Annotated in this window: 23 protein-coding genes; 10 read left to right on the forward strand and 13 right to left on the reverse strand. The window is 42.7% G+C overall.

Annotation, left to right across the window (positions count from 1 at the left end; all coding sequences use genetic code 11):
* The first annotated feature begins 49 nt into the window (after positions 1-49).
* A complete protein-coding gene (locus AC59IL_RS13725; RefSeq protein ID WP_496552715.1) occupies positions 50-349 on the forward strand; it encodes a hypothetical protein in 300 nt (99 codons plus the stop codon).
* A 100-nt stretch (positions 350-449) separates the two neighbouring features.
* Here the strand turns inward: AC59IL_RS13725 and accC are convergent, their stop codons facing one another.
* From accC to AC59IL_RS13750, 5 genes are all read right to left on the reverse strand, one after another.
* Complete coding sequence (accC, locus tag AC59IL_RS13730) at positions 450-1,787, reverse strand: acetyl-CoA carboxylase biotin carboxylase subunit (RefSeq protein WP_496552716.1); 1,338 nt, start codon at positions 1,785-1,787, stop codon at positions 450-452.
* A 116-nt stretch (positions 1,788-1,903) separates the two neighbouring features.
* Positions 1,904-2,392: an acetyl-CoA carboxylase biotin carboxyl carrier protein gene (accB, locus tag AC59IL_RS13735; RefSeq protein ID WP_496552717.1), complete on the reverse strand. Its 489-nt coding sequence runs from the start codon at positions 2,390-2,392 to the stop codon at positions 1,904-1,906.
* 195 nt (positions 2,393-2,587) lie between these two features.
* The gene (gene efp / locus AC59IL_RS13740) at positions 2,588-3,154 is read right to left on the reverse strand and encodes an elongation factor P (protein ID WP_496552718.1); all 567 of its coding nucleotides are present in this window, start codon (positions 3,152-3,154) and stop codon (positions 2,588-2,590) included.
* Positions 3,155-3,289: 135 nt separating this feature from the next.
* Positions 3,290-5,260, reverse strand: a complete 1,971-nt coding sequence (locus AC59IL_RS13745) for a M56 family metallopeptidase (RefSeq protein ID WP_496552719.1) — start codon at positions 5,258-5,260, stop codon at positions 3,290-3,292.
* Positions 5,261-5,403: 143 nt separating this feature from the next.
* Positions 5,404-5,769 carry a BlaI/MecI/CopY family transcriptional regulator gene (locus tag AC59IL_RS13750; protein ID WP_496552720.1) on the reverse strand — a complete coding sequence of 122 codons (366 nt, stop codon included), beginning with the start codon at positions 5,767-5,769 and terminating at the stop codon, positions 5,404-5,406.
* A 269-nt stretch (positions 5,770-6,038) separates the two neighbouring features.
* On the opposite strand from AC59IL_RS13750, the gene AC59IL_RS13755 reads away from it, so the two are divergent.
* The 6 genes from AC59IL_RS13755 to AC59IL_RS13780 all read left to right on the forward strand — a co-directional run bounded on the left by AC59IL_RS13755 (position 6,039) and on the right by AC59IL_RS13780 (position 11,475).
* Positions 6,039-6,536, forward strand: a complete 498-nt coding sequence (locus AC59IL_RS13755; protein WP_496552721.1) for a TlpA family protein disulfide reductase — start codon at positions 6,039-6,041, stop codon at positions 6,534-6,536.
* Positions 6,537-6,643: 107 nt separating this feature from the next.
* Positions 6,644-7,573, forward strand: coding sequence for a malate dehydrogenase (gene mdh, locus AC59IL_RS13760; protein WP_496552722.1), 930 nt, complete (start codon positions 6,644-6,646; stop codon positions 7,571-7,573).
* 327 nt (positions 7,574-7,900) lie between these two features.
* Complete coding sequence (locus AC59IL_RS13765; protein ID WP_496552723.1) at positions 7,901-8,677, forward strand: T9SS type A sorting domain-containing protein; 777 nt, start codon at positions 7,901-7,903, stop codon at positions 8,675-8,677.
* A 337-nt stretch (positions 8,678-9,014) separates the two neighbouring features.
* The gene (locus tag AC59IL_RS13770) at positions 9,015-9,356 is read left to right on the forward strand and encodes a YciI family protein (protein ID WP_496552724.1); all 342 of its coding nucleotides are present in this window, start codon (positions 9,015-9,017) and stop codon (positions 9,354-9,356) included.
* Between the two features lie 221 nt (positions 9,357-9,577).
* Complete coding sequence (locus AC59IL_RS13775; RefSeq protein ID WP_496552725.1) at positions 9,578-10,861, forward strand: RNA polymerase sigma factor; 1,284 nt, start codon at positions 9,578-9,580, stop codon at positions 10,859-10,861.
* Positions 10,862-10,968: 107 nt separating this feature from the next.
* Positions 10,969-11,475, forward strand: coding sequence for a PEGA domain-containing protein (locus AC59IL_RS13780; RefSeq protein WP_496552726.1), 507 nt, complete (start codon positions 10,969-10,971; stop codon positions 11,473-11,475).
* A gap of 181 nt (positions 11,476-11,656) precedes the next feature.
* On the opposite strand, the gene AC59IL_RS13785 is transcribed toward AC59IL_RS13780, so the two are convergent.
* The 4 genes from AC59IL_RS13785 to AC59IL_RS13800 all read right to left on the reverse strand — a co-directional run bounded on the left by AC59IL_RS13785 (position 11,657) and on the right by AC59IL_RS13800 (position 16,514).
* Positions 11,657-12,661 (reverse strand): glycosyltransferase family 9 protein, encoded by a 1,005-nt coding sequence (locus AC59IL_RS13785; RefSeq protein WP_496552727.1) that lies wholly within the window; start codon positions 12,659-12,661, stop codon positions 11,657-11,659.
* A 38-nt stretch (positions 12,662-12,699) separates the two neighbouring features.
* Positions 12,700-13,929, reverse strand: coding sequence for an MFS transporter (locus tag AC59IL_RS13790; RefSeq protein WP_496552728.1), 1,230 nt, complete (start codon positions 13,927-13,929; stop codon positions 12,700-12,702).
* A 1-nt stretch (position 13,930) separates the two neighbouring features.
* Entirely contained in the window at positions 13,931-14,920 is a 990-nt protein-coding gene (locus AC59IL_RS13795; protein WP_496552729.1) for a DedA family protein, read from the reverse strand.
* A gap of 85 nt (positions 14,921-15,005) precedes the next feature.
* Positions 15,006-16,514: a dicarboxylate/amino acid:cation symporter gene (locus AC59IL_RS13800; protein ID WP_496552730.1), complete on the reverse strand. Its 1,509-nt coding sequence runs from the start codon at positions 16,512-16,514 to the stop codon at positions 15,006-15,008.
* 198 nt (positions 16,515-16,712) lie between these two features.
* On the opposite strand from AC59IL_RS13800, the gene AC59IL_RS13805 reads away from it, so the two are divergent.
* The gene (locus AC59IL_RS13805; protein WP_496552731.1) at positions 16,713-18,353 is read left to right on the forward strand and encodes an amino acid permease; all 1,641 of its coding nucleotides are present in this window, start codon (positions 16,713-16,715) and stop codon (positions 18,351-18,353) included.
* A 199-nt stretch (positions 18,354-18,552) separates the two neighbouring features.
* On the forward strand, positions 18,553-19,275 hold the full coding sequence (locus tag AC59IL_RS13810; protein WP_496552732.1) for a YebC/PmpR family DNA-binding transcriptional regulator: 723 nt from the start codon (positions 18,553-18,555) through the stop codon (positions 19,273-19,275).
* A 143-nt stretch (positions 19,276-19,418) separates the two neighbouring features.
* Here AC59IL_RS13810 and AC59IL_RS13815 read toward each other — a convergent pair whose 3' ends face one another.
* Positions 19,419-20,117 (reverse strand): hypothetical protein, encoded by a 699-nt coding sequence (locus AC59IL_RS13815; protein WP_496552733.1) that lies wholly within the window; start codon positions 20,115-20,117, stop codon positions 19,419-19,421.
* Between the two features lie 132 nt (positions 20,118-20,249).
* On the opposite strand from AC59IL_RS13815, the gene AC59IL_RS13820 reads away from it, so the two are divergent.
* Positions 20,250-20,660: a thiol-disulfide oxidoreductase DCC family protein gene (locus AC59IL_RS13820; protein ID WP_496552734.1), complete on the forward strand. Its 411-nt coding sequence runs from the start codon at positions 20,250-20,252 to the stop codon at positions 20,658-20,660.
* A gap of 59 nt (positions 20,661-20,719) precedes the next feature.
* Here the strand turns inward: AC59IL_RS13820 and AC59IL_RS13825 are convergent, their stop codons facing one another.
* The 3 genes from AC59IL_RS13825 to AC59IL_RS13835 all read right to left on the reverse strand — a co-directional run bounded on the left by AC59IL_RS13825 (position 20,720) and on the right by AC59IL_RS13835 (position 22,328).
* Positions 20,720-21,022, reverse strand: coding sequence for a hypothetical protein (locus AC59IL_RS13825; protein ID WP_496552735.1), 303 nt, complete (start codon positions 21,020-21,022; stop codon positions 20,720-20,722).
* A gap of 98 nt (positions 21,023-21,120) precedes the next feature.
* Positions 21,121-21,912, reverse strand: a complete 792-nt coding sequence (locus tag AC59IL_RS13830) for a PhzF family phenazine biosynthesis protein (RefSeq protein ID WP_496552736.1) — start codon at positions 21,910-21,912, stop codon at positions 21,121-21,123.
* Between the two features lie 50 nt (positions 21,913-21,962).
* Positions 21,963-22,328 (reverse strand): four helix bundle protein, encoded by a 366-nt coding sequence (locus AC59IL_RS13835; protein ID WP_496552737.1) that lies wholly within the window; start codon positions 22,326-22,328, stop codon positions 21,963-21,965.
* Between the last annotated feature and the right edge of the window lie 84 nt (positions 22,329-22,412).

The raw sequence follows: 22,412 nt of genomic DNA on the forward strand, positions 1-22,412 counted from the left end.
TTTTTAAATGCACTGGTACCAACAGGTTTAAATGAGATAATTAATAGTTATGAAACCGCTTCAAATTTTATTGCTGGTGATGCTTACAGGTATGGGGGTATCGGTTATGGGCCAGCCACGGTTAATTAACAACAATGTGCAGGAGTTGCGGCAACGGTTCAATGTGTTGCAATTAACCGAAGAACAAAAACAAAAACTCGCAAATTTGATCCGCCGGGAAAGAATGCAGTTTTATCTGAATCAGAAAGAACTGAACGACTTACTCACCGAAAAGCAAAAGGCACAGTTGTTAGCCTGGAGAAAGCAGCGCGATGGAATTAAAGCTGATAGTACGGGGCACAGGAATTAGTTAAGCAGTTGATCAGTTACAGGTTAAAAAGCAAACAGGCTGATACGAATGTACCAACCTGTTAAAACTTATAACTTATTACTTAAAACTTATTACTTAACTACACCATCTTAAACGTTTCGAGGAACTTGGTATTAAAATTACCCTTGATAAAATCTTCATTCTTCATCAGTTGCTGATGAAAAGGAATGGTAGTTTTAATGCCTTCAATTACATACTCACTTAATGCACGGCTCATGGTATTGATGGCTTCTTCGCGTGTGCGGGCCACGGCAATGATCTTGGCGATCATTGAATCGTAATATGGCGGAATAACATATCCTGCATATACATGCGAATCGATACGAATGCCATGACCGCCCGGCTGATGCAACGTAGTGATTTTTCCGGGGCTCGGACGAAAATCGTTATAAGGATCTTCGGCATTGATACGGCATTCTATCGCATGCAGCTGCGGTTCGTAGTTCAATCCGCTGATGGCTTCGCCGCCGGCTATTTTTATCTGTTCCTTAATTAAATCAAAGTTGGTAACTTCTTCGGTTACGCAATGTTCAACCTGAATACGGGTATTCATTTCCATGAAGTAGAAATTGCGATGCTTATCTACAAGGAACTCGATGGTACCAACGCTTTCATACCCGATGGCCGAAGCGGCTTTTATTGCGGCATCACCCATACGCTTGCGCAATTCGGGTGTCATAAAAGGCGATGGTGATTCTTCAACCAGCTTCTGGTGACGGCGTTGTATGCTGCAATCTCTTTCACTGAGGTGACAAACTTTTCCGTAGCGGTCGCCTGCTACCTGTATTTCGATGTGGCGCGGTTCTTCCACAAACTTTTCCATGTAAATACCGTCGTTCTTAAACGAAGCGCCGGCTTCGGCTTTGGCGGTATTGTAGGCGCGTTCCATTTCTTCTTCGTTCCAAACCACGCGCATCCCTTTACCACCACCACCGGCTGTTGCTTTTAAGATAACCGGGTACCCCACTTCTTTAGCAAGGCTTTTGGATTCTTCCAGACTTTCGAGTAACCCTTCGCCACCGGGTACAACGGGTACGCCGGCTTTGATCATAGTTTCCTTGGCAGTCATTTTATCGCCCATTGAACGGATCTGATCGGGTGTGGGTCCGATAAATTTTATATTGTGCTCGCCACATATTTCGGCAAAGCGTGCATTTTCGGCCAAAAATCCATAACCCGGGTGAATGCCATCGGCATTGGTAATTTCTGCCGCAGCCATTATATGAGGTATGTTCAGGTACGAATCAGAACTGGCAGCCTTTCCAATACAAACAGCTTCATCGGCAAAGCGAACATGCAAACTGTCTTTATCGGCTGTTGAATAAACAGCAATCGTTTTGATGCCCATTTCCTTACAGGTACGAATTACCCGAAGGGCAATTTCTCCACGATTGGCGATTAATATTTTTTTGAACATTGAATTTAATTTGATAATGCGCTGATGTGCTAATATGCTAATGCGCTAATAATTAAAATGTGCATCTCGAATTGAGCACATTAGCAAATTAGCTAATTATCACATTAGCTAATTAGTTAAGCCGGTTCTACCAGGAACAAGGGCTGGTCATATTCTACCGGCGAAGCATCTTCTACCAGCACTTTTACAATACGTCCCTTTACTTCGCTTTCAATTTCATTAAAGAGTTTCATGGCTTCGATAATGCAAACCACTTTACCGGTAGTAACATCGTCGCCGATCTCTACAAACGCCGGTTTACCGGGAGAAGAACTGCGGTAAAAAGTACCGATCATGGGGCTTTTAATAGTCAGTAAGTTGTCAGTAGCTTCAACAGCTTTCGGTTTGTCGGCAGCGGGGGCTGTTGCACCATGTGCAGGTTGTGCCATGGTCTGTGGCATAGCGGTCATCATAGGAGCGGTATGTACAGGAGCAGCAATGACATTTTGAACAGGTTCTTCTTTTTGCCTGATGGTTAATTTAAATCCCTTTTCTTCGATCGTCACTTCCCCAATATTTGATTTGTTGATCATTTTGATCAACTCCTGAATTTGTTTAAAATCCATCTGTTAAAATTTTAGGTTGTCGATTAAGTCCTGTAGAACAGGCGGCTAAGATAAGGATTAGCCACTAAATATATCCAAAACCGTTTTTAAAAAACGAAGGGATGCACCTGATGCGTATACCTGTGATGCCCTCCATATAAAAAATGGACAATGGAAGTAAATTCCATTGTCCATGATCAGACGTCGTTAAATATTTTATTCTTTTACTCTTTCAACATATTCTCCGGTCTTCGTATTTATACGAATCAACTCGCCTTCATTTACAAACAACGGCACGTTTACATTGGCGCCGGTTTCAACGGTGGCGGGTTTTAAAGTACGGGTAGCCGTATCGCCTCTTACGCCGGGCTCGGAGTAAGTAACTTTCAATACAATTTTATCGGGAAGCTCAACGCTCATCGGTTGATCGGTATCGGTGTTAATTAAAACCGATACTTCCTGACCTTCTTTTAAGAACTGGGGAGCATCTACGAGATTTTCGGCAAGAGCAAGCTGTTCAAAAGTTTCATTATCCATGAAATTGTAACCGGTATCGTCTTTGTACAAAAACTGGTAATATTTACGTTCAACACGAACCGGGTAAATGGTATCGCCGCTGTTCCAGGTTTTTTCAATACTCCGGTTATTATCAACGCCTTTGAGTTTAGCCCAAACTTTGGCGGCTGCCCTTGCGGTTTTATTTTCACCAAATTCAACCACAGTGTATAAACTACCATCGAGTTTAATGATCATGCCGCGGCTGATATCTGCTGTATTTGCCATAAATGATAAAAATTTCAAAAGTCAAAAAACAAAATTCAAATCAGTTGAAAACTAATTACTAATGTAAAAAGAGGGGGCAAAATTACAGCAAATTCGTCAGGTCACAAAAGTATGGTCAAATTGTTTGATCTTTCCCTACAGAACCAGTTGATACCTTTCGCTACGGATGTGAAAATTAGTAGTATTGTCTTCATACCGGGTAATAGTTACCATGGCCCTTACTTTGGTAAGGTCTTTGCCGATCAATTTGGCGGAAGTTCCGTCGGGTTCGGTGAATTTTAATTCTATTGATTTCAGTACCTCATCTGCATAGTCAGTACTCCCGATCACCATGTCGTACCCCTGCGATGCCAGGGTTTTTCGTATTTCTTCCAGCTGGTTTGTGGTCGTATTTTTATTGATCTCAAAATTCAGCTCCTGTTTTATTGCCGGTTGAACCGAAACCGCCGATTTTATAGAATAATTCGGACGTGAAACGACTGAATAAACATTGGCTTCCCGGATGGCTAATGCTACTTTGGGTAATATTTTCGGATTGGCAAAAGCAGTGGGCCCTCCGGTTTTCGCAGGTATTTCGCCATATTTCGCTTCGTACTGAGGGTCTTTGTTCCAGTCGTTTAAAGTGACGGCTTCTACTATTTTATTTTGTTTGTCTTTTACGATTACCACATACTCGCCATTATTATTGGCAATGGTAACGCAATAGCCTTTTGGTGTAAAACAATCATCCTGTACGGGCCGTCCTACGCGCATAGGAACTCCGGGAATAATTACTTCCTCTACGCTCTTTGCAGGCCGTGGAGGCGTAGGTACCCCGGTCACAACTACGGCCTTTAACTCTTTAGCAGGTGGCGCCGGCGGCACAGGTACTCCGGTCACAACTACGGCCTCTAATTCCCTGGAAGGTGGCGGGGGAGCAGGTGCTCCGATCACAGTAACCGCCTCTAATTCCTTTGCAGGCTGTGGTGCCGGCGGTGTTACAATTTTGTGTGTTGGGGGTGCTGGCGGAGCGGGCGGTTTGGGCAAAGGGCCATATTTACTTTCGAAAGCTTTTTTCTCTTTCGCAATATCCAGGTTGTACTTTTCAAGCTGACCATTTTTTAATCTTATGGTTGCCTGACCATTGTTAACGTCAATAGTAACTACATCATCAGGCAACTTCGGCGCAATTTGTGCCGTCGGTATAGTATCAGTTACCAGACGCAGCGGTCGTTGTTGCCGTTGTTGTTGTACTGAGTTGCGAAAGGCCAATAAAATTACCATTAGCAACGGCAGCATAAATAAAAACCTGATAAGGTGCACCCTGGCTGATTTTGTTTTGTTCATCATGGCTATTCTTTTTTTTAAGGATGAGAAATTAAAATTGGTGGCTATACTAAATGAATGAACGCCTATTACTTTCAATAATAAATACTGGTACTGTTTACGATCGAGCCCTGTTTGCAGCACCTGTTCATCGGCAATAAACTCAAGGTTTTGCCGCATGGCTTTCCGAAGCAACCAGGCAAAAGGGTTATACCAGTTTATAACGCACAATAATTCGCTCCATAGAATATCGGCCGAATGCCGTTGTTTTACATGAATAAATTCGTGGCGAATGATATCCTTCAGTTCATCTTCATTATGCTGTTGCTGGTTTATATAAATTGATTTACCAAATGAAAACGGCACTATGGGTTTATCGATATGATACAATTTAACACTGTCGTTATACAACAACACCGCCTTTGACCTCATTTTAAATAATGAATAATATTGAACAAGCAAACGAAGTATCATAAACACCATACCGGCACCAATAACCGCTATAACCAGTTGCATGAAATTAAAACCGGCATCAACAGCAGCCGCAGGCTCACCAACTTCATAAGTTGTTGTCATTTGCTCAATAGCCGGAATATAACGAACGATAGCCGATTGCTGCAGCTGCGGCCTGGTAACAATGGTAAATACATTTACAAAAGGAATAACCAGGCACAACATTGAATAAATCAACAGGTACCAGCGGTTCCAGTTATAAAAGGTAAGCCGTCGTAAAAGCAACTGATAAAAAAGGTATACCACTGATATGCTGATGGATAATTTGAGGATGTATTGTAGTAGCATTTTTTTTGGTTTTTGGTTGGTATCTGAAGAACGAAGTCGGAAGTCTGAGGTCAGAAGAGTACCCAATTCAGTCTTCTTTTCTGTATCACACTTCTTGCTTCAGAAATCAGTCATCGGACTTCCGGCCTCCGCCGTCAGACTTCTTACTTCCGACTTCCGTTTTCAATCATATCAATGATCTCCTTCAGCTCAGAAGGACTTAGCTTTTTTTGTTCCACAAAAAAGTTCACCAGTTCTTTATAAGAGTTGTCGAAGTAATCTTTTACCACGCCGCTCATAAAGTTCTTTTTATAATCCTCCTCTGTTATAGCCGGTTCATATAAATAGGTATTACCTACCAGCCGGCTTTTAAGCAAACCCTTTTTTTCAAGATTTTTTACAGTAGAAGCAAGTGTGGTATAAGGAGGCTGGGGGCTTTCCATGTTTTCAAGGAACATTTTTATGTTCCCTTCACCGGTTTTCCAAATAGCCTGCATAGCCTGTTCTTCCTGTATGGTTAACTTTTCCATTATTTACGATCTTTTCGTAAATCTACGAATAATTCGTAGACATTTCAAAAAGTTTTTTGTTAAATGAAGGCAGTCCTTGTACAGCATATTCATTTACTGTTATTTTTGAAAAAAATTTTATAGAAACCGGGGGCGGTCAAACAGTTGAGGCATTCGAATAAAATTCATCAGTATTTATCCAAAAAAAACTGAGAATTTTGGCCAGAGACATTATTATTGATACTTAAGTTGCCCCCGAATTGGTTACCAGGGCTTAAAAACTTTATTGAATGAAAAACCGCCTATTACTTATTCTATTGGCATTTACCGTTAAAATGGCCTCTGCACAAACACTGCCGCCCGATAGTCCGGCATACAAACGTTTTCCTATTGTTCCGCCATTTACCATTTTACAGGTCGATAGTACCAATCTTACCAAAGATCAGCTGAAACATCAGCCTACTATAATAATGTATTTCAGTCCCGATTGCGAACATTGCAAACACCAGTGGGCCGATATGGAAAAGCGTATGAAGGATTTGAAGAAATATCAGATCGTTATGATCACTCACCAGCCTTTTGAAACAATGGTGGCTTTTTATAAAGACCATAAAATCGAGGAATACAACAACATCAAAATGGGGCAGGATACCAAATTCTTTTTACCCCCTTTCTTTCGCATGCAAAGTTTGCCCTACCTGGCATTATACGATAAACACGGTAACCTGATCACTACTTTTGAGGGGAATGTAAAAATTGATAAGATGCTGGCTGCCTTTGCAAAATAGCATCTTTGCCGCCATCAAATAACACAGAACTAACAAAAATCATTATTATTCTTAGGTTCTCCACCTATTTTTGCGCATAAATTGATAACATTTTAAAATATTTTCAGATGAAAGTAACTGTTGTAGGTGCTGGAGCTGTAGGCGCCACCTGCGCCGATAATATTGCCCGGGCCGAATTAGCTGAAGAACTGGTACTGCTTGATATTAAAGAAGGACTGGCTGAAGGCAAGGCTCAGGATATGATGCAAACCGCCGCATTGCTTGGCTTTGATACAAGAATTACAGGCAGCACGAACGATTATTCAAAAACTGCCGGCAGTGATGTAGTTGTAATTACCTCGGGCCTTCCGCGTAAACCTGGTATGACCCGCGAAGAACTGATTGGCACCAATGCCGGTATTGTAAGAGGCGTTGCCGAAAATATTCTGAAACACTCTCCCAACGCCATTATTATCGTTATCAGCAACCCGATGGATACCATGACCTATCTGGCCTTAACCGCAACCGGTTTGCCCAAGAACAGGATCATTGGTATGGGTGGCACCCTCGACAGCGCCCGCTTTAAATATCAGTTGAGCCAGCACCTCGGCTGCAGCCCTGCCGACCTGAATGCAGTGGTTGTAGGTGGTCACGGCGATACTACCATGATACCCCTCATTCGTTATGCTACCTGGAACAGTGCACCTGTTACCAAATTCCTGAGCGAAGAAAAACAAAAACAAATTGTTGCCGATACCATGGTGGGCGGCGCTACACTGACCAAACTGATCGGTACCAGCGCCTGGTATGCACCCGGAGCAGCCGGAGCAGCCCTGGTAGAAAGCATTGTTCGCGATCAGAAAAAATTATTCACTTGCTGCGTATCGTTGAACGGTGAATACGGACAGAAAGATATCTGTTTGGGTGTTCCTGTTATCATCGGAAAGAGCGGCTGGGAAAAAATCATCGACTTTGGTCTGAATGCCGAAGAGCAAGCCCTCTTTAACAAAAGTGCCGATGCAGTTAGAAGCATGAACGATGTGCTGAAAACGCTGTAATACGCGAAGCCGGAAAACTGAAGTCAGAAGTCGGAAGTCTGAAATGAAGAAGAGATTGAAAGCTCAGCCTCTTTACTAAATCGGATTTCAAATTTCTGACTTCTTTATTTATTTCCATCTTCCTGCCATATATATCTTATCCCCAACCTCCTACCTCCAACATCAGACCTCTGACTTCCGACCTCAGACTTCCGACATCAGACTTCCGACCTCCAACTCCCTGCTTCATGGATTAAACCCGGGCATTGAATTTGAATCAAACTATATAGCCCCACTCCCCGACCCAGCAGTTACTAAGCCCAAATTATTGATCGTAATAAGTGTAGTATGAAAAAATTTTACTGTCGTTGTTGGAAAACAGCCTGTATCACATCGATTCTATTAACAGGCAATATAACGGGAATGAATGTGGTTACCGCACAAACACCTCCTGATCCCGCACAGGCAAATTATACCCCTGTTTATGTGGGGAAGATAATTCCCAATAACAATACATACACCGATAATCGTCAAAAAATCCGGTTTGTAAATGATGCAGCCGACAACTACATGAAACTGCCTGAACCGGTAGCTATGAGCGACTTTTCTGCAGCACCAGGCAATGGTGGTGTTGAATTAAGATGGCGAACCACCTGGGAACCCGGTAATCTTAAGCTATATGAAATAGAATACAGCAAAGACGGCATCAATTTTCAACAGGCGGGCGTGCTTACGGCAGGGAATTATCTGAATGGAAAAGCCTACGCATTCAGGCATTTTCCGGTAAATGTGCATGACCGTTTATTTTATCGCATACGAATGGTAGATATAAACGGCCGCTATGATTTTACCCGCATTATTACCGTAGCAACCACCGGCACTACCGAAAACTACGTTTTCCCAACCATTGTAAATACCGGTAGCGTGAGTCTTTATTTAAACGATTCGTTCAGGATTGTACAAATTGTAAATATGCAGGGTAGGCTTTTACAAACCCAGCCGCTCGACGGCCGAACCGGCCGTATTGATATTTCCCTGTCACCATTGGCCGAAGGCATTTGCATTGTTCGGGTGGTGGGCAGCGACCCGCAAAGAAATATCGTGCAAAAAATCTTTGTTCGTTAGTTAGTCCATACCATTAATCATCGCTACTGCGGTCTGGCTGTTTTGGCCGGGCCGCTTTTTTATGCAGAATGCCAAACGCTTAACGCACAATGCGTAACCCTTTGCGCCCATGGTGTAACGGAACGCAAAACATTTAAGCCAAAGATGTGCTAAATGCTGAATACTAATTGCGTTAAGCGTTCAGCTTTTTGCATTAAGCTTTTCGCATTTGGCGTTTTGCATTACGCGTTCAGCATTTCCAACTTCATAATTATTTTTTCCGGTTTTGTCCTGCTGCCTTCTTTTCGTTCGTCATTTAACCGGTAACTTAATCTGGTAATCTTTAAAATTTTACATTATGAAAGATTTTATGTTCATTTTCAAAGGCGGCGGCATTCAATACGATTTCTCTCCCGAAGAAATGCAGCAGCATATGCAAAAATGGTTTTCATGGATCGAAGAGCTGAAAGCCAAACAAATATATGTGGCCGGAGAAGCATTGATGCCTTCGGGCAAAACTGTAAAAGGCGCCAAAACGCTGGTGACCGACGGGCCTTTTGCCGAAAGCAAAGAGCTGGTGGGCGGATTTTTTATCATCAAAGCCGCTACTATTGAAGATGCAACGGAAATTGCCAAAGGCTGCCCAGATTTACCAATCGAAGGAGCCGTTGAAGTAAGAGAAGTGATGAAATTTGAATAAGTTAAGGCCGCCAGCGGCCCAAATGCAGTAGCGCTAAGAGCATAAAAGAGTAAAAAGAGATGAAGGAGAGATTGATATTAATTGAATTGTCGACTGCGTGAATAAATAATGAGCTTTTAAAAATATATATATCTTTTTTACTTTTTTTTCTCTTATAACCTATTAGCTAAAAAGAGTAGGGTCACGCAAGGCGCGACTTAAAACAGTTCATACTCAAAAATATGAGCGAAGCGGAACATGCAGCAAAGAAATTAGCCGATCATCTTTTCCGGCACCAGTCGGGAAAGATGATCGCTGTGTTAACCCGCATCTTTGGTATGCATAACATTGAGATGGTTGAAGATGTGGTACAGGAAGCCTTTTTGCGCGCCATGCAAACCTGGTCATTCAACCCCATGCCCGATAACCCGGCAGGCTGGCTGATGCAGGTAGCCCGCAACCGGGCCATTGACATTATTCGCCGTCAGCAACGCTTTGAACAATATTCACGTGAGCTGGCCCATGAACTGCAGCACGAAACAGAACAAACCGTAAAACAATTTTTTTCCGATTCAGAAATAGCCGACAGCCAGTTGCGGATGATCTTTGCCTGCTGCCATCCCTCCCTGAATGAAGAAGACCAGGTGGCGCTTACATTAAAAACAGTATCGGGTTTTAGTATTTCCGAAATTGCCCATGCCCTTGTTACTAACGAAGCGGTTATCCAAAAACGATTGTACAGGGCAAAACAGTTTTTAAAAGATAATCAGATTGCTCTTGAAATACCTGCAGGCCGCGAATTAACCAGCCGGCTCGATATCGTGTATACAGTATTATATCTTCTTTTTAATGAAGGCTATAATTCGGTAAAGGCCGATGAACTGATACGCAGAGATCTGTGTGCCGAAGCCATGCGTTTATGCCTGTTATTGAGCGAACATAAAAATGGCAGGCAACCTGCTACCTGGGCTTTACTGGCATTGATGTGTTTTCAGGCATCGCGTTTTGATAGCCGGATCGACGAAAACAACTCTATTATTCTGTTGCAGCACCAAAACCGAAGCACCTGGAATAATGCGCTTATTCAAAAAGGTTACCAGTTTTTGGGCATGTCGTCGCATGGCGACGAATTAACGGTATACCATCTTGAATCGGCCATTGCGGCCGAACATTGCCTGGCAGCTTCTTTTGAAGCCACCAACTGGCAACGCATGTTACAATTGTACGATATGTTGCTGCAACAAAAACGAACTGCTTTGGTAATGCTTAACCGCGCTATTGTGCTGTCGCAACTAAACCAAACAGCCACAGCCATTAGTGACATATGGCAAATAAACGACATTGATAAATTAATAAACACGCACTATATATTCAGTGCAGTTTTGGGCGATCTGTACTGGCAATTGAGCGATGAACACAATGCCCGGAAGTTTTTGCAACAGGCGTACGCACTCACCACTTCAATAGCCGAAAAAAAACTGATAGCAGGCAAGCTGCAAACGCTTGAAAAAACGAAGTTGAATTAAACTTTATTCTTACGTGATAAAAATTCCCCGCTATTTGTTGCAAATACTTAATCGTAATTATACTTTTACGCTTATTTAACCAAAAACACCTTAAAAATTAACCACCTATGTTTTCGTTAACCAAAGCCCTGGTTATCGCAGGCCTGATTGTATTTTCCACTTCCTGCGCATCAATCGTTAGTAAAACCAAATATCCAGTTTCCATCGACAGTACGCCCCGCGATGCCTCAGTAACCATTAAGAACCGCCGCGGCGAACAGGTTTTTACCGGCAAAACACCTGCTCTGGTAAAATTGAAATCGGGCGCCGGATTTTTTTCCAATGCCAAATATTCGGTTACTATCAGTAAACCCGGTTTTGCTGATAAAACAGTTGAGTTAACCGCTACCATTAATGGCTGGTATTTTGGCAACCTGCTATTCGGAGGATTACTCGGTTTGCTTATTATTGATCCTGCTACCGGTGCTATGTACAAATTAAAACAAACTGATATTAATGAAACGCTGGTAAGCCAAAACAGCACTACTTCTACCTCTAATGAGCACAAATTGCGCATTATGGATATAAACGAAGTTCCTGAATCAATGAAGAGCAAGCTGGAAGAAGTGAAGTAGCAGGTATAAGGTTTAAGGTATAAGGTTGTTGAAATTCATAATTTATAATTAATAGCTGGCAACCTGTTATTAAAAAGTAAAGGTGAGTCGATTGGCTCACCTTTATTATTATTTGGCTGTCTTATTTATGTCGGCGTGTTCAAAATCGCGGCAACCACCTTATACTTAATATCTTAAACTGCTAAATTCGCTGATGCACCTTATCAATCATATCCTGTACCGGGATCTTTTCCATGCACTTAAAATGCCCGAGCGGACATTTATTATACCCTATCTTGGAGCAAGGGCGACAGTATAATTTACGCACTTCCATGATATCATAAGGCAATTTATTATTGGATGTTGGCATTTGCACATTACCGTAATAAGGATACATGCCAAACTGGGGTACCGTATTACCCCAAACAGATATCACCTGTTTTTTAAATGCCGCAGCTATATGCATCAAACCTGTATCGTGGGTAATGATCAGCTTTGCCCTTCGAACCAGATCGGCCGATTCGTTGATATTGAATTTTCCGCAGGCATTATAAATTTTATGACAGTCAACTGCGGCAATCTCTTCTCCATTTTCACGATCTTCCTTTCCACCCAATAAAATAACCGGATGCTCAATGGTTGCACAAAATTCTTTCAGTTTATGCAATGGTAATTTTTTGGTGTTATGGGCAGCACCAATTACCACACCAATATAACCTGCCAGATGCGCCACCGGTATATCGCTTTCTTTTACCTTATCTTTTTCAGGAATAAAATAATCAAGCCCCCGGCCATCGTTTTTAACACCCAGCGGCTGCACAGCGTCCATATAACGGTCTACAATATGTACAGGTGGTAATACATTTATCTTAAGCGCCGTGTAAATCCATTTCTGAACATTGAGCTTATTAAAAGAGAATACTTTTTTACCCAATGCTTTTTTAACCCGCATGGTGCGCAGGTTATGATGCAAATCAATCACATAATCGAAATTTTCCTGCTGCAGCTCAGCAATAACGGCCTGCAGATCATCTTGCAGGTAATGCAGTTTATCGATATAAGGATTGGCTTCAAGCACCGCACGAAACGATGCTTTGGTAAGATAATGCACTTCTGCCTCCGGCAACTGTTTTTTCAGGCAACGGACAACAGGAGTTGTTAAAACAATATCCCCGATAGAACTGAATCTGATAATAAGAAGTTTCATATTCTTTCCGACTTCCGGACTTGCGGGCTTCCGGACTTCTATTCTACATAATTAAGATCTTTATGAAATGTTTCTTCGGTAAAATAAGCAGCTATAAGCGTTATGACCATAACAATTATACCGGTAACAATGCCACTTTTTACAAGGCCCCACTTCATGTCTTCAATAAATAAATCTTTAAACAACAGGTTAATCAGCGGCAACGATCCACGCACCATGTTCGGTATAGTAGTAGCCGCCGTTGCACGCATATTGGTACCAAATTGTTCGGCGCCAATGGTTACAAATATGGCCCAGAAACCGGTGCTGAACCCAAGCAAAGCACAAATCACGTACATCGACGTGTCGTTATTATTAAAAGCACTGAAAAATAATATACCCGACAATATGGTTAAACCATAAAACAGGTACAAGGCTTTTTTGCGGCTTTTAAAATACTGGCTTACGAGACCGATTGTAATATCCCCAATAGCAATGGCAGCGTAGGCATACATAATTGCTTTTCCACTGTTTATTTTATTATCGCCATATAAGGCCGTTGCAAACCGGTTGCTGAGATTAACCAAAACACCAATTACAAACCAGGTAGGCAAACCGATTAAAATCGCCATTATATATTTTCTGAACCGGGTTGCATTGGTAAAAAACTTCAGAAAGTTACCACGTTGTACATTCTGAGCCTTTACCTGGTTAAACATGCCGCTTTCGGCAACACTTATACGCAACACTAACAATACTACACCCAGGCACCCGCCGATTTTATAACACAAACGCCAGTCCTGACTAAAGTCGAACGTATAATAGGCAAATACAGCCCCAAACAAGCCAATGCCTGCTACCAGCGAAGTGCCGATGCCTCTTTTTTCTTTTGGCAACAGCTCACTTACCAGGGTAATACCGGCTCCCAGTTCACCAGCCAGTCCAACACCTGCCATAAACCGGGCCCAGGCATATTGATTTATATCTGTTACATAGGCTGTTAAAAAATTGGCTACCGAGTATAATAAAATAGAACCGAATAATACACTGAGCCGTCCACGTTTATCGCCCATAACACCCCAGATAACGCCGCCCAAAAACAAGCCGATCATTTGCCAGTTTATGATATGGGTACTGGTGGCCACCATGTCTTTATCTATTATCCCCAATGACCTTAAACTTGGTTCCCGAACAATATTAAACAGCAACAGATCGTAGATGTCTACAAAATATCCAAGGGCCGCTACAATTACAGCGAGGTTAAAAATTGAAGCTGATTTCGATTGCATTCTATTTATGAGTTGGTGGTGGGGTAACTGTTTCTTTTCCTTTCTTTTTACCGGAAAATAATTTGATGAGCACCGGAGCTGTGGTTACAATTACAATTCCCAATACAATTATTTCAAGATGTTTTTTAAGATCAAAATCAAACTGGGTGAATATCCATTTCTGCAAAAAATGGCCCGCTATGATCATACTGAATACCCAGGAAACACAACCTATCATATTAAAGAAAGAAAATTTCTTTTTATCCATATCAACAATGCCCGCAACGATCGGTGCAAATGTTCGTACAATTGGTAAAAAACGAGCAAATATAATAGCGCCGCCGCCATGCTTTTCGTAAAAATCGTGTGCTTCGTACAAATATCTTTTCTTAAATAAAAACCGGTCGCGCCAATGGAACATGGTAGGACCAATCTTTCGGCCAAACCAATAACCCACAGCATTGCCTAAAATACCTGCCAGTGAAATAAGGGAAATCAGTACAAACAGGTCTAACCACTCAAAACGTACGCTGGCCAAACCTAATGTTTTAAGCAGCTCAGTCGCCAGGTTACTACTGTAAATACCGGCAACAAATAACAGGCTGTCGCCGGGTAAAAAGAACCCTACAAATAAACCCGTTTCGGCAAACACAATGAACAACAACAGCCAAAGCCCGCCATATACAATGTAGAACATCGGGTTCAGCAGGTCTTTCCAGGTAAATGATTTGTGCAGCGTAATTAATTGGTTTTCGTGTAATGAAGCAGTAGCAATTGTTAGCGGAGCATGTTGCGCACTGATGAACGTTATTGAATCAGATGGAGTGATTGTTATAGTTACAAAACCCATTTTATCGGCATTGTAATCAGAAGTTTGACCACCATTAGCAATCGTTATATGACCAACCGGCATTTCGTACTGGTTGGTGAGTTGAACCCTGATCTGCTGCTGTGCCATAGCCACTGAAAAAGCAAACACATTCAACAAAAAAAATATCAGTCGTTTAACCATAAAAATCTATATGAATAGGTTTATTTGTTTTGTTTTCTGTTACCGGATACCGGCTACCAGTTGCCAGTTACCGGATATCCGGTATCTAATCACTCACCAATACCGGCTCCTGCTGTTTTAGTTCAGGCTTCAGTTCACCTTCCCATTTGCTTACCACGCTGGTAGCCAGCGCATTTCCTACCACATTCGTCATGGTACGGAACATATCGCAAAAATGATCTATAGGCAATATCAGGGCAACACCTTCGGGCGGAATTTTAAACATGGCGCAGGTTGCGGTTACTACAACCAGTGAGGCGCGGGGCACCCCGGCAATGCCTTTACTGGTTAACATCAGCACCAGCAACATGGTTAACTGGGTACCCAAATCGAGATGAATGCCTGAAGCCTGGGCAATAGCCAAACTGGCAAAGGTCATATACATCATGCTACCATCGAGATTAAAACTATATCCCAATGGTAAAATAAATGATACGATTTTGTCGCGGCATCCAAAACGCTCCAGTTCTTCGGTGAGCTTGGGAAAAACTGCTTCACTGCTGGTGGTGCTAAAAGCAACCAGCATTGGCGAAGCAATTCTTTTTATTAAAGAAGCTACCCGTTTGCCTAAAATTAAAAATCCTACTGTTAATAAAACCGCCCACAACAAAACAATGCCTAATAAAAAGAACAGCAGGTACTGGCCGTAAAAATTAAATACTTCCAGCCCTCTGGTGGCTATTACCGCTGCTATGGCACCAAACACGCCTAAAGGGGCAAAGTTCATTACATAGCCCACCATTTTTAAAATTACATGCGCCACCGCATCCAACGCATTTATAACAGGTTTGGTAACACTGCCTAAAGCCGACATCGCTACACCAAAAAAAATACTGAAGATAACAATCTGCAGTATTTCATTATTGGCCATGGCCTCAATTACGCTTTTCGGAAATACGTGCTCCACAAATTTGGCCAGCGAAAACTCCTGTGTTTTACCAATCAGGTCCTGAGCGCCGACCTTATCGGCCATCCCTGTAATAGCATTTCCTGGTTTTGCAAGATTTACGATCAGCATACCAATCAACAGGCTTACCAGTGATGCGCTTATAAACCACAATAATGCTTTACCTCCTACCCTGCCTACGGTTTTCAAATCGCCCAGTTTGGCTATGCCTACCACCAGTGTACAAAATACCAGCGGCGCGATAATCATTTGAACCAGCCGCAGGAAAATAGTAGTCAATAATTTAATGTTGTCCGAAAACGACTGAATGGCTGTGATGGTGGCGCTGCCGTGTTTAGGACCGGTTTTTATTTTACTCAGCGACAGGGATGGGTCGGCATCATAGTTTTGGTTCGAATTGGCCACCACAACCCATGTTCCGGGGGCTGCTATGGTTTCGCGAAACGCCGCAGAATCTTTCACAACTTCAATTGGTTGAATAACTTCTTTTCCCGACATCACCAGGGTAATGGTATCTTTTCCGGTATAATCTTTAACAGGCGAATAGGTTATTTTGTGTCCGGTTCCTGCGGTGTGCATCAGGTAACCCACAATAATACCCGCGGCCATTGCTACCAGTATATACAGCGTGAGCCTGTTTTTTTTCATGCAATTCGGTTGAGATAATAGGGTGCAATATAATATTAAATGAAGAAAACAGCTGGTTAGGTCGGTTTATCTTTCCCGTCAATTTATTACGCTATTTAGCATATCTTTTAACCCGTAATTTTAAGAAATCCTTATCTTTCCGACCTATATACATGATTAAGTAAATACTCTTCATTTTTAAAACTTCTAACTACTCTTATGAGTTTATTTGTAAAAAAACCGCTGGATTCATTATTAAATGAAGTAAAGGATTCCAGTGGACACTCGCTTAAAAAAACCCTGGGCAAAGGATCACTTGTAGCATTGGGGATTGGCGCTATCATTGGCGCCGGTTTATTCTCCATTACCGGTGGCGCTGCCGCCAATCAGGCGGGGCCTGCCATCACCATTTCATTCATTGTTGCTGCATTGGGTTGTGCTTTTGCCGGTTTATGTTATGCTGAATTTTCTTCTATGATCCCCGTTGCGGGAAGTGCATATACCTATTCCTATGCTACCATGGGTGAATTCATTGCCTGGATCATTGGCTGGGACCTTGTTCTTGAATATGCTGTAGGCGCTGCTACAGTGAGTATCAGCTGGAGCCGTTACCTGGTAAAATTCCTTGCAGGCTTTGATATTCATTTACCGGCTTCGCTGGCAACAGGACCCTGGGATGGCGGCATAATTAATGTTCCTGCTGTATTTGTAGTAATATTAATGAGTTTACTGCTCATAAAAGGCACCAAAGAAAGCGCCTCGGTAAATGCTGTTATTGTGACCCTGAAAGTGATTGTGGTATTAATCTTTATTTTCCTTGGCTGGCAGTACATCAATAATTCGAACTACACTCCTTACATACCCGAAAATACAGGCAATTTTGGAGAGTTTGGCTTTAGCGGCATTATCCGCGCAGCGGCCATTGTGTTTTTTGCCTATATAGGATTTGATGCGGTGAGTACCGCCGCCCAGGAAGCAAAGAATCCCAAAAAAGACATGCCCTGGGGTATCCTCGGTTCCCTCGCTATTTGTACCATTCTGTATATCTTATTTGCACACGTAATGACAGGCGTAACCAGCTACACCACCTTTAGAGGTCAGGATGGTATTGCACCTGTAGCCGTTGCCATTGATCATATGGGCAAGCCCGACGCAGCCGGCGTTATTCATCCCGATTATCCATGGCTGAACCGCGCCATTGTAGTAGCTATTCTGGCTGGGTATATGTCGGTGATATTGGTGATGTTAATGGGCCAAAGCCGTGTGTTTTTCAGTATGAGTAAAGATGGTTTGTTACCAAAAGTATTTTCTGAAGTACATCCCAAATTCCGCACACCGGCTAAAAACAATGGGTTGTTCCTGCTTTTTGTGAGTCTGTTCGCCGCCTTTGTACCAGCCCGTGTGGTAGGTGAAATGACGAGTATCGGAACCCTGTTTGCTTTCATCCTCGTATGTATCGGGGTGATCATTATGCGTAAAACAATGCCGAATGCGCCCCGCGCCTTCAAAACGCCATTTGTACCTTTAGTGCCTATTTTGGGCGTGTTCACCTGTATGTTCATGATGGTGTTTCTGCCGCTCGATACCTGGATCAGGCTGATCGTATGGATGATCCTGGGTCTTGATATTTACCTGGCTTACAGTGTACGTCATAGTTTATTGTCGGCTAATAGCCCTGCCACCATACCCCAGGCCAACCGGGTTGGCGGCATATGCGGGCTGATACTTTCGGTGATACTGGCCATTGTAGCACTCGTTCATCACAGCCTTACCCCCGATGATGCCGGTATCTTTTATTTTTCATTAATATTTGCCGGTTTACACGGTATATTATTCGGTATGAAAATGGCCAAAAAATAAACCGGTTCATTTATAACTATTTTAACAGGCCCCGCCCTACGGCGGGGTTTTGTTTTTTCAAAAGCGTATGTTTGCCACGTGCCCGGGTTATTTTATTTTTGCAGCCCGAATTTCCGTCACCAGTTACCGGTTTCTGGTAACCGGTAACCGGAAACCGGTAACCACATTAAATCATAAACAACAAACCATAAACTAATATATGGGTCGCATATTTGAAGTACGTAAATCAACCATGTTTGCCCGGTGGGACCGGATGGCGAAACAATTTAGCCGGATTGGAAAAGAAATTGCTATCGCTGTAAAAGCGGGTGGCCCCGATCCCAATACCAACCCTGCCCTGCGGCGTTGTTTTCAGAATGCCAAAAGCGTGAACATGCCCAAAGACCGTGTAGAAGCGGCTGTTAAACGGGCTACTGGTAAGGAAATGGAGAATTACGAGGAGATCCTGTACGAAGGATATGGTCCGCATGGAGTAGCCATATTGGTAGAAACGGCCACCGACAATCACGTACGTACAGTAGCCAACGTAAAAGCTATTTTCAATAAGGGCAATGGCACGCTGGGCAACAGCGGAAGCGTGAGCTTTCAGTTCAAAAAAATGGGTGTGTTTAAACTGAAACCCGAAGGGCTGAGCCCGGACGATCTTGAACTGGAACTGATCGATTTCGGTTTGGAAGAAATGGGAGAAGGCACCGGCGAAAACGGTGAAAGCGTGTTGGTAATACGTGTGGCATTTAATGATTTTGGCAAAATGCAAAAAGCGCTGGAAGAAAAAAGCATCATCCCCATCACCGCTGAAGTGGAATGGATACCCACCACTACCGTTCAGTTACCCGAAGAACAGGCGAATGATTTACTGAAACTGGTTGATAAGCTGGAACAGGATGAAGATGTGCAGAAGGTGTTTCATAATCTGCAGTAACGTGGTGAATGGTCAATGGTCAATGGCCAATCCGCTCAAACTTGCCAAAGCCGACAACCGATAAAGTGTTTAAATATAGAAACCGTTCCGATAGCAATCGGGACGGTTTTTTGCGTTTCTGGTCTGATCGTGCACATGAAAAATCACTGTTTTCCCTGCTTTACCGGGGGTGTTACTCCAAAAGCATGTTTTAAAATAATATAGGCTCCTTTTAATTTTATTTTTACAGGGTTAAGCTGAATAGCTACCTGCGTATCGTCTTTCGGGTTGTCGTCGTCGCTGATATCATCGCCTCCTGTATCGCCCACAATATTCCAGCGGGCTACCAGGCCATCATCTTTAAAAGGAACATCGGCGCCCTGCGCACCGCCTATTGCCTGCACCAGTCCGGCCGGAGAAAATGCATTCACGCCCGGTCTGCTCACATAATGTACTTCAGAATACTGGCCGGTTTCGATAGATGAGATTTCCCTTCCCTGCGGAGCTGTATAAATCAGCTTCGACCAGGTGCCTTCTGTTTCGCTCCAGTCGCTGGCTGTTTCACGGGCATGCATATACACATCGGCATAGATGGTGTTTTTATTTACGATCTTAAGCCGCACCCATGCCCATATTTCAGGACCATGACCACCAAACTCGCGATCGCCGCCCAGTAATTTTTTAGGACAATAAGGGCCGATGGTAACAGGTACAAACTGAACCAACGAATCTTTTACTTCATTAAGATGTAACGGATAATCAACGGCTGCAATCAACCGTGGCGATTGGGCAAAAGCCATGGCATGAAACAGAAAAAAGAGTATGATTAAAAAGGCCCGGCAGGGCATGATACTTTTTTTCATAATAGTGTTTTAGATTCTTTATAATAGCCAAAATTAACCGGCGCCTGCCATGAACAAACTACATAATGATGTAGTTCGTTTCAGTGCTTCATGCAACGGTTTCAGTAACAGCAATTACCTTTACGAACAGAAATGACCAGTACTTCGGGAAAATATATCGTTCTTTTTGATGGGGTTTGCAATTTGTGCAACAGCACGGTTCAGTTTGTATTGAAGCGCGATAAAAAAAAGCAGTTTTTATTTGGTTCATTACAGGGAAAAACCGGGCAGGAATACCTGCGCAAATACAACCTGCCGGTGAATGCATTTAATTCTTTTATGCTGATCGAGGGCGATCAATTATATACCCGCTCAGCGGGCGTATTACGATTGCTGAAACATTTGGGTGGCGTTTGGAAGTTATTGTATGCGTTTATTATTATACCACGGTTTATACGCGATGCCGTTTACCGGCTGATTGCCGCCAACAGATATAAATGGTTCGGTAAAAAAGACCAGTGCCGGGTGCCGACTCCGCAGGAGCGGGAGCGGTTTCTCAATTGACAATTGGCAATAAGCAATTGGCAATTTCAACTCATTAATAACTTCTCATTGCCTATTGTCTATTGCTTATTGGCGTCTTGTTGCATTCCCTCCCGTATCTCCCGCTGAATAATAGCTTTAAATTTCTTTTCGTTCACGTACCAGGTAAGTACTGTAACAATTGTAATAATACTAAAACTGCCAATTACAATTAACCCCAGGTTGTCGGGGAAACCTGCGGTGAACATAGCCGATAAAAAAGAAAGCACAATTGTGCCAATAAAAGTGCCGGCCAGTATGTACAACAAAAAATACTTCGTGCGGCCACCTTGCCGCTGATCTTCCCAATATTTTATAAATCGTTTTTCGGTAGCTGTTAGCATATATTAATTAAGTCCGGAAGTCGGAAAGACCGAAAGTCGGAAAGAAGAACCTTTGACATTGCATTTCTTCCGGACTTGCGGACTTTTCCGACGTAAAATTATAAATCAATTTCGCCCTTCATATAAAACACGCATTGCCCCGAAATGGTTACCCGTTCGCCAAGATATTCGCACCATAATTCACCGCCGCGTTTTGACAACTGACGTGCGTGCAATGATTTCTTCCCCATCTTTTCGGCCCAGTAGGGAATCAGTTGTGCATGGGCTGAACCGGTTACCGGATCTTCATCAACACCGGCCGATGGGGCAAAAAACCTCGACACAAAATCGGCTTTGGTGCCCTTTGCGGTGAGTATCACTTTTTGACCGATCTTTTTCAGCAGTGTAAAATCGGGCTGGCACAACTGTACCATACTTTCATCGGCTACCTCTACCAGAAAATCGCGGTACTGGTATACACTCGTGAAAGGTATATTACCCAAAGCGACAGATAATTCGGGCGGCCAGGTAGTTAATGGGGAAGGCTTCCAGGCAGGAAAATCCATGCTGATCTTATCGAAGTTTTTGGTAACGGTAAGAATGCCGCTTTTCGATTCAAAGCGAATGGCCTGATAAGCATAGCCCATTACATGATACAGCACAAAGGCAGCCGCCAGCGTGGCATGCCCGCATAAATTGATCTCAACCAGGGGTGTAAACCAGCGAATTTCATAATCAACATCCGGTTTCGAAGATGGTACAAAGAAAACCGTTTCGCTCAGGTTATTCTCCATAGCCAGCCGTTGCATAAGGCTATCGCTGATCCATTGATCAAGGGGTATTACAGCCGCAGGGTTTCCACCAAATATGTAATTGGTGAATGCATCAATTTGATAAAGGGTTAGTTTCATAACAAATGGGCAATAGGCAATAGACAATGGGCAATATGCAAAAAATACAATTAATATTTATCGGGGTTATTTATCATATGTCCCAATAATCTGCCTGTTTCCTGATTTTTTTCTGATAAAGTTTTATATTTTTCCTGACTAATATATTTACATGCAACTGAAAAATCAAGCCAAACACCCGTTTCAGAATTTTCAGTATCTGCATCTGACGTTTTTGAAACAAAGTGCGCCGGATAAATTTTTTTTCGATATGCTTCGGCAATATTAGCGCAAACACTCCTCGAAGCTCTTCTGATTTGATTAGTCAGTGAATATGCTTCTTCCTTCGGAAATGATTTAGATATTTCAAATATTTCCATGGCCAGTTCAAAGGCCAGTTTATAAACTCTTGTTTCTTTAAAGTTTTTTACACCCATGGTTAGTTTTTTATATTTCTTAATAAACTAACCAGAGCCCGTTATATCATTACTTATTGCCAATTGTCTATTGCAAATTGCTTA

The sequence above is a fragment of the Niastella sp. sgz303648 genome (assembly GCF_059587045.1).